This is a genomic window from Flavonifractor sp. An82, assembly GCF_002159265.1.
GTDB lineage: Bacteria > Bacillota > Clostridia > Oscillospirales > Oscillospiraceae > Flavonifractor.
On sequence record NZ_NFHG01000028.1, the window covers coordinates 22,201 to 28,314 of the forward strand.

Sequence of the window (6,114 nt, forward strand, 5' to 3'; positions counted from 1 at the left end):
CTAACTTTTCCCCAATTTTGATTTTATTTTTTTGAACCGCTCTACCTGTTCTACGGGAACTCCTTCGTCCTCATTTACAATATTGTGGCAGACAACTATGGGGATTGCGGAACCGAGGATATAGCCAATGTAGTATCCAATTGATGCAGACTGGAAAAATGTCACACAGAGAGACACAAGATACCTGGGGATTACAATAATCAACTGCTTAATAACCACCCAAAACAGGCCCAGTATTGCCCAAGCGACATTACCCAGCAGCCCATAATCAAAACCGTGGATATACTCCAGGAAACCGTCTACCACTATATTTCCGATACTCCGTCCAAATACGGCAAGGCCATTTTTGAGCCCATCCAGAAATGTGAGCTCCTCAACCACCCTGATATCTTCCAGCTTTAATGGAACCCCTAAAACGGAGATCTCATTTCTGGCAAACTCTGCGGTTCCGGCAATATGGAACAGATAGCTCAGGATGATAATTCCCAGCAGAATCCCTGTGCACACATTAGAGATTTTGGTGACAGTTTTGATCTCCTTTTCATTTTCTTTTTGATAGAGCTTCTCAGATAGTACGTTCTTTGCTTTCTCACCTGCATCGAGAGAGGCAATTTGACCTCGAAGTTTTTCTGCCTCTTCAGGAATTATACCAGCCTCTAACGCAGATTCTATCTCGTGATATTGACGCTGTGCGTTTACAGCTGCTTCTCTGGATGCATATTCCTTTCCAAGGGCCGTCCGCAGCTCCAGATCTATTTTCGTCAAACGATTGTGGATAATTTTTTCATACTGTTCTTTCAACACAGTTGGAAGTTCTATATCCCGCAAATACTCCTGGAATGATTGCAGGTTCGCCTCCGCACGGATGCCCTCGCCACAGTTAACATACCGCTGATGCACTTTCTGTACCATGGCCCGCAGCTCGTCTGCCTCGCCTTTTGTCCTGCAAACAAGCGGCGCCGCTCCATCCAGGAGAGGGGTAACGGTGCGCAATGACAGATCCAGTTCTGTCCACCGCCTGTGCATCGCCTCCTGATGTGATCCAGCTATTTGTGTGTGGAACTCACCCAGTCTTCTTTCACTCTGTTCAATGGCGCGCAGGTCTTGGTAATCTGTATCCGCCTCGATTTTCTGAATCTGAGCAAGTTCCTGCTTGGCTTCATCGGCCTCGCTCCGGGTAGGGAGCAAAATACCATCTACTGTTCGGTAAAGCCGGTCAAATTCTTCTACCGCTGACTCAATCTTTTGCCCCTGTTCGGTTTCTCCAAAAAAGTGGAGGCGTACCTCCATTTCGTGCTGCCGCCTTTGTGCCTCCAGTGCATGTGCCTCCGTATCCAAAGGAAGGGTGGATAGGTATTTTCCCAGCATGTCTCGTTTTGCCTGCTTGATGACAGAAATCCCAAAATATTCTTCCAAACACTCAAGCTGGCCGTCTTGATCCCCAAATTCTTGGAGCACAAGCCGGTACCAATCCTCCTGATATGGGTCCAACAGAAACGACTGCCGCAAAGCCTCCTTCTTTTTCTCGGGATCCGTTATGAGTTCGGCGTTATTGCGCATGGCTGCGGCTTGCTGCCCGGCTTCTTCTGTGATCACTCCTGCGGCTGCTGTCAGCGCAACTCCGGCCTTGGAGAGCGCATCAATCAGGGCAAAATGCAGCCAAAATGCAGCATACCATACTCCTTGCGAAATGCTGTCATAGGTTTTCGGATTTCTGAATATCTTGTTCTTCTGTGCATTGGCCGATATGGTTGAAATCAGCTTTCCAACTCCATTGAAGACCATATGTCCGGCTCCGGTTACCATGTTGAGGGCTCCGGCAGTGAACGCACCTTTCAGTGCACCAGAGAGGCCGAATCCGCCGCCGCTCCACCGTGCTCTGGTTTGCCGCCTGTATACACGGTACTCATCCAGTGTCTTTTGGTCCAGGGCTATCTCCGCATAGCGATCAAACACATTCATATAGGGCTCTGTCCACAAAGCCTGATAAGCGGAGTAGTGCTCCTGAAATGTCGTCCTGTCAATCGACAGGATATTGTGATTCAGAAGTTTTTTCACACAAAAATCAATGATGGGGCGTAGGCTCTCCTCCGCCTGTTCCGGAACATGTTTGACAACATCATCCAAAGATTGGTTCCCCTGATACAGCTGAGAAAAACGAAGCTTCGCCATGTTGGCCTGCTCTATAAATGTCTTCCGGTACTGATTATATGCCTCTAGCGGCTCCCCGACGGATACATATTCTCCCAACACCTGGAGCTTACTCATTATCCTCTCCTCCTAAATGTGATGGTGTCAATCCCAATTGAACCATCAGCAGCTTTGCCTGGTTTGGGTTACCCAGCGCAGACGCTTTGCCACGACCTTGCAGAGGATAAAGGCCAGTATCCCCAATGAAATCCATTGGGAAGTGGACAGTACCCCCAAAATGCCCCGGACGTCGTCTCCACGGAAAAATTCCAGAACAAACCTGCACACGGAATAAAGCAGAAAGTAGCTGGCTAGTGGCGATATTGAAATGTTTGCTTTATGATCAATAAGTAAGAGAACGCCGAAAATCAGAAGTAGGCAGGCCGCCTCAAATAGCTGGACCGGGATACGGGGTATGTCTGGCTCCATATGCATAGCGACGCTCCAAGTAGCCTCTTTCCCATAGCAGCACCCTGCAAAGAAGCAACCGATACGCCCCCAAAAGTGAAAGAGCGGAAAGCCTGGAACTATGATGTCAAGAAAAGGCTTTAACGGGATGGAAAAAATCCTGGCAAATAAGCATGCACCTATGATTGCGCCAAAAAGCCCACCATAGAACACAAAGCCGCTTGTCCAAATAATATAAATGGCTTTCTCTAGAGTAAAATCCTGCAAAATTTCTGGCAATTTTGTCATCACAAATAAGGCCTTGCTCCCCAGCGCGACTCCGATCACCAAAATAAGCATCAGGAGCAAAAAATGGTAGAATGGCATCCCCCGCTTTTGCAGCCTGAAGTAGAGGAACACCATCGTAAAAAACAGTCCGACAAATGCGAACAGCGCATAAGAAGGAATTACAAATTCTCCAAGATAGGGGAGCTGAAATATCAGATAAGGACACATGTGCCTAAATCTCCCTGATTAATGATCAGTTTGGCGAAAAAAATCCATTGATGCAGCTGGCGCAGCCGCTACACTCCATACATGTAGCACAACCGTTCACTGTACCCTCACAGGTGGCACATAGGGCGCTCGAAGTACATGACCCGCAGGCCCAGCATGCGGATTGGCATCCGCCACACCCAGTTGTGATAAACAGCCCGGATATACATATCACGAAAATGACCAAAACATGTACAAAATGCAATCTCTTCATGAAACTCCCTCCAACTCATACGACATTCCGTCTTGATTATATCACATGGTGCCTTTAATTCAATATGTTATTTATACTATATTAGTTGATGTTCGGGGCAAAAAGCATCCTACATACTATCCGTAGAGGTGATGCTTTTTGTACGCCAGAATTCGTAAAGCACGGGAAGATGCTGGATATACGCGGGAGAAGTTTGCGGAATTGTTGGATGTCAGTGTATCCTATTTAGCTGAGGTAGAACGGGGCCGCACCAACGTCTCAGTAAAAACGCTGATCAAAATCTGCAAAGTCTTGGGTTTGTCCGCAGACTATGTTCTCTTTGGAGAAAATCGTGAGGCAGACACTCTGTTGTTAGAAAAGATCCATCGTCTGGATAAAAAATACCTGCCCTTGTTGACTGATCTAATCAATGACTTGCTGGCGCTCTACGAAAAAGAGTGAAAGCACCACCAAGCTTGATAACAGCTCAGCGGCGCTCTCAAAAGGTATTTCCTTAAATTTCACATTTTCCTCCATCTCATACAGATGAACCAGTTGCCAGTCCATATGTTGTCACTTTTGTCTATTCCACCGCAGCACTGGACATTTTATTTCTTTTTGGTTATAATTTAGTTGTCTATATAACCTGGCATGTTCCATAAATCCAGAAGGGGGGTATCTTCAATTGGCACCGAGTATTGATCAGATTGTAAAAGGTATTTCTATTGTAGCCCAGGAATATCCCATCAAGAAAGCTGAATTGTTTGGCTCCTTAGCCAGAGGGCAGGGGCGGCCAGACAGCGACGTGGATCTGCTGGTTGAATTCACCACTCCCCGGGTTTCTCTGCTGACCTTGAATGGAGTGAAATACCGGCTGGAAGAACTCCTTGGCACGGAAGTGGATGTTGTCCATGGACCGCTTCCCAAGAGCAGTATACTCGAAATTGATAAGAGGATTTCTGTATATGGAGCATAGAGATACTGTCATTCTGAAAAAGGTCTTGTCCGAACTCAGGGTGGCTCAAGAGATGCTGGGAAGCAGCTCTTTTGCCGACTTTGAAGGCAACGAGATGTTAAAAAGGGCCATTTGCATGACCGTTATCAATATCGGGGAACTTGTGAAGAATCTCTCGGACGATTGCAGGAGGGCAAATCGAGCGATTCCCTGGAAAGAGATTGCTGGATTCCGGGATATTGCTGCGCACAAATATCAAACGCTTCGTATGGAGGATGTTTACGAAACCGTCACAGCAGATTTTCCCGTCCTTTATGATCAGCTGGAAAACATCATATCTTTATGAGTATGACTGGCAAAATGTTTTCCCTTTTTGTTTCCCTTAAGAGGAAAAACACATATAAAACTATCAGGCACGATACAACAAAAAAGTTTTCTGTTTCAGATAGACTGAGCCTATCTTGGCAAGGATAATAACCATTAAAATGTCGATCGCCGAATTCGAGTCCCTTCGGGCGTACCAAATGGAAAGGTTAAAAAAGATATTGAGGGAAAAACCTCAGTATTTTCAAGCCTTCCGAGGCTCGTAGATTGGAAAATCTACGAGCCTCTTTTTTCCGATATTCAAGCGAGTGGTCTTCATTCAGGCAAGACTTGAACTCGCGCATTTTTCATAGAGAATAAGGTTCATTGGGCCAAGATCTTGGAAACAGGATCTTGGCCTTTTTTGTTACCACAGAGGTGGAATCAGCAATTTGTTCAGACGAATGTAAATCCAGAAAAGAAAACGAGAAAAGGGGGATCATATGGGAAAGAAATTTTTTACAGAATTATCCCGGCGGCTCAATATAGACGGAATTGAGTCATCCGCCATAGAGGACAATCGGCTGGAGATATTCCTCCACGGCCAGCCTGCACTCTATGTATCACCTGGAAACGACGTATTCCTGCTTCCGGCCGGAAGAAAAAATGAGGAGGCCAGTGAATTGTACCATCAGGTGGCCGTGGCCGCGGACGAGGTATACAGTTATGTGGAAGCGATGCAAAACGCCCCCCTGCTCCATGCCTCTGGCCTGCATGAGGACTTCCGCCTGCTGGCAGACTTCGGCGGCGCGGCGCTGGCAGGCCAGGAACGAGAAAATGGCCAGGGGTATCAATTTGTAACCTGGATCTGGGACTATGACCGAACTGGAGTCAGCCACGGTCACTACTATGAAGATGACTTCCAGAGCGCCAAGCAGGACTTTGCTGTCCGCTCCGGCCTGGTCCCCAGAGCGCAGTTATTTACCCCGGAGGAACTCACAGAATTGTACCGCGCCGCGGAGCATTGGTTCTATGAAGGCCCGGAGCTGGACTACAAGCAGCAAAAAGCCATTCAGGAGGCCAGAACAAAAATCGAGTACACCGTCCCGGATCTGCAGAGCCGGTTGGAGCAGGCCCAGAGCCAGGAACCGCAAATGAATTTATAGATCCTACGCTGAACAAGGCGGGGGCCGTATCATCTGCCATCGGACAGAATACGGCCCCCGCTTTTTTGTTTTCAGAGCAGAAAAAGCAAGTGAGGTGCTCCGTGTGGATCCCAAAAAACTGAACAGCTATGTCGGGGTGGTCAATCAACCACCTCCTAAGTGGAGTAGTGTGAAGAAATGGCTGCTCCACATCAACTATGCGCCCGGCTATGCCCCGGAGCCGGAAGAAAAACCAGTGTGCCGGCAGTTCTCCCGATGCGAGGGCTGCCCCTATCCCGCCCACGGTTTCCTCTGTTGGGGCGGCGAGGATGACTGTATGCGCACCAGAGTAAAAAAACTGAACGAAAAGGAGTTGGAGCATGAGG

6 protein-coding genes and 1 pseudogene are annotated in these 6,114 nt (G+C 47.7%); 5 read left to right on the forward strand and 2 right to left on the reverse strand.

Features of this window, described 5'->3' with window-relative positions:
- Window positions 1–2,268: a hypothetical protein gene (locus B5G34_RS16875; RefSeq protein WP_087340261.1), complete on the reverse strand. Its 2,268-nt coding sequence runs from the start codon at window positions 2,266–2,268 to the stop codon at window positions 1–3.
- Window positions 2,269–2,313: 45 nt separating this feature from the next.
- Window positions 2,314–3,093 carry a prolipoprotein diacylglyceryl transferase family protein gene (locus B5G34_RS16880; protein WP_087340263.1) on the reverse strand — a complete coding sequence of 260 codons (780 nt, stop codon included), beginning with the start codon at window positions 3,091–3,093 and terminating at the stop codon, window positions 2,314–2,316.
- 391 nt (window positions 3,094–3,484) lie between these two features.
- On the opposite strand from B5G34_RS16880, the gene B5G34_RS16885 reads away from it, so the two are divergent.
- The 5 genes and pseudogenes from B5G34_RS16885 to B5G34_RS16905 all read left to right on the forward strand — a co-directional run.
- Window positions 3,485–3,787 carry a helix-turn-helix transcriptional regulator gene (locus B5G34_RS16885; protein ID WP_087340265.1) on the forward strand — a complete coding sequence of 101 codons (303 nt, stop codon included), beginning with the start codon at window positions 3,485–3,487 and terminating at the stop codon, window positions 3,785–3,787.
- A gap of 223 nt (window positions 3,788–4,010) precedes the next feature.
- Window positions 4,011–4,301, forward strand: a complete 291-nt coding sequence (locus B5G34_RS16890) for a nucleotidyltransferase domain-containing protein (RefSeq protein WP_087340268.1) — start codon at window positions 4,011–4,013, stop codon at window positions 4,299–4,301.
- A complete protein-coding gene (locus tag B5G34_RS16895; RefSeq protein WP_087340270.1) occupies window positions 4,291–4,626 on the forward strand; it encodes a HepT-like ribonuclease domain-containing protein in 336 nt (111 codons plus the stop codon). The genes B5G34_RS16890 and B5G34_RS16895 overlap by 11 nt, the downstream gene beginning before the upstream one ends.
- A 460-nt stretch (window positions 4,627–5,086) precedes the next feature.
- The gene (locus tag B5G34_RS16900) at window positions 5,087–5,749 is read left to right on the forward strand and encodes a hypothetical protein (protein WP_087340271.1); all 663 of its coding nucleotides are present in this window, start codon (window positions 5,087–5,089) and stop codon (window positions 5,747–5,749) included.
- Between the two features lie 103 nt (window positions 5,750–5,852).
- Window positions 5,853–6,114: pseudogene (locus tag B5G34_RS16905) on the forward strand (hypothetical protein); the annotation flags it as partial.

Excerpts from the sequence above, each read along its gene's own strand:
- B5G34_RS16900 (WP_087340271.1), top strand. The coding sequence starts at position 5,087 with ATGGGAAAGAAATTTTTTACAGAATTATCCCGGCGGCTCAATATAGAC.
- B5G34_RS16880 (WP_087340263.1), bottom strand. The coding sequence starts at position 3,093 with ATGTGTCCTTATCTGATATTTCAGCTCCCCTATCTTGGAGAATTTGTA.
- B5G34_RS16875 (WP_087340261.1), bottom strand. The coding sequence starts at position 2,268 with ATGAGTAAGCTCCAGGTGTTGGGAGAATATGTATCCGTCGGGGAGCCG.
- B5G34_RS16895 (WP_087340270.1), top strand. The coding sequence starts at position 4,291 with ATGGAGCATAGAGATACTGTCATTCTGAAAAAGGTCTTGTCCGAACTC.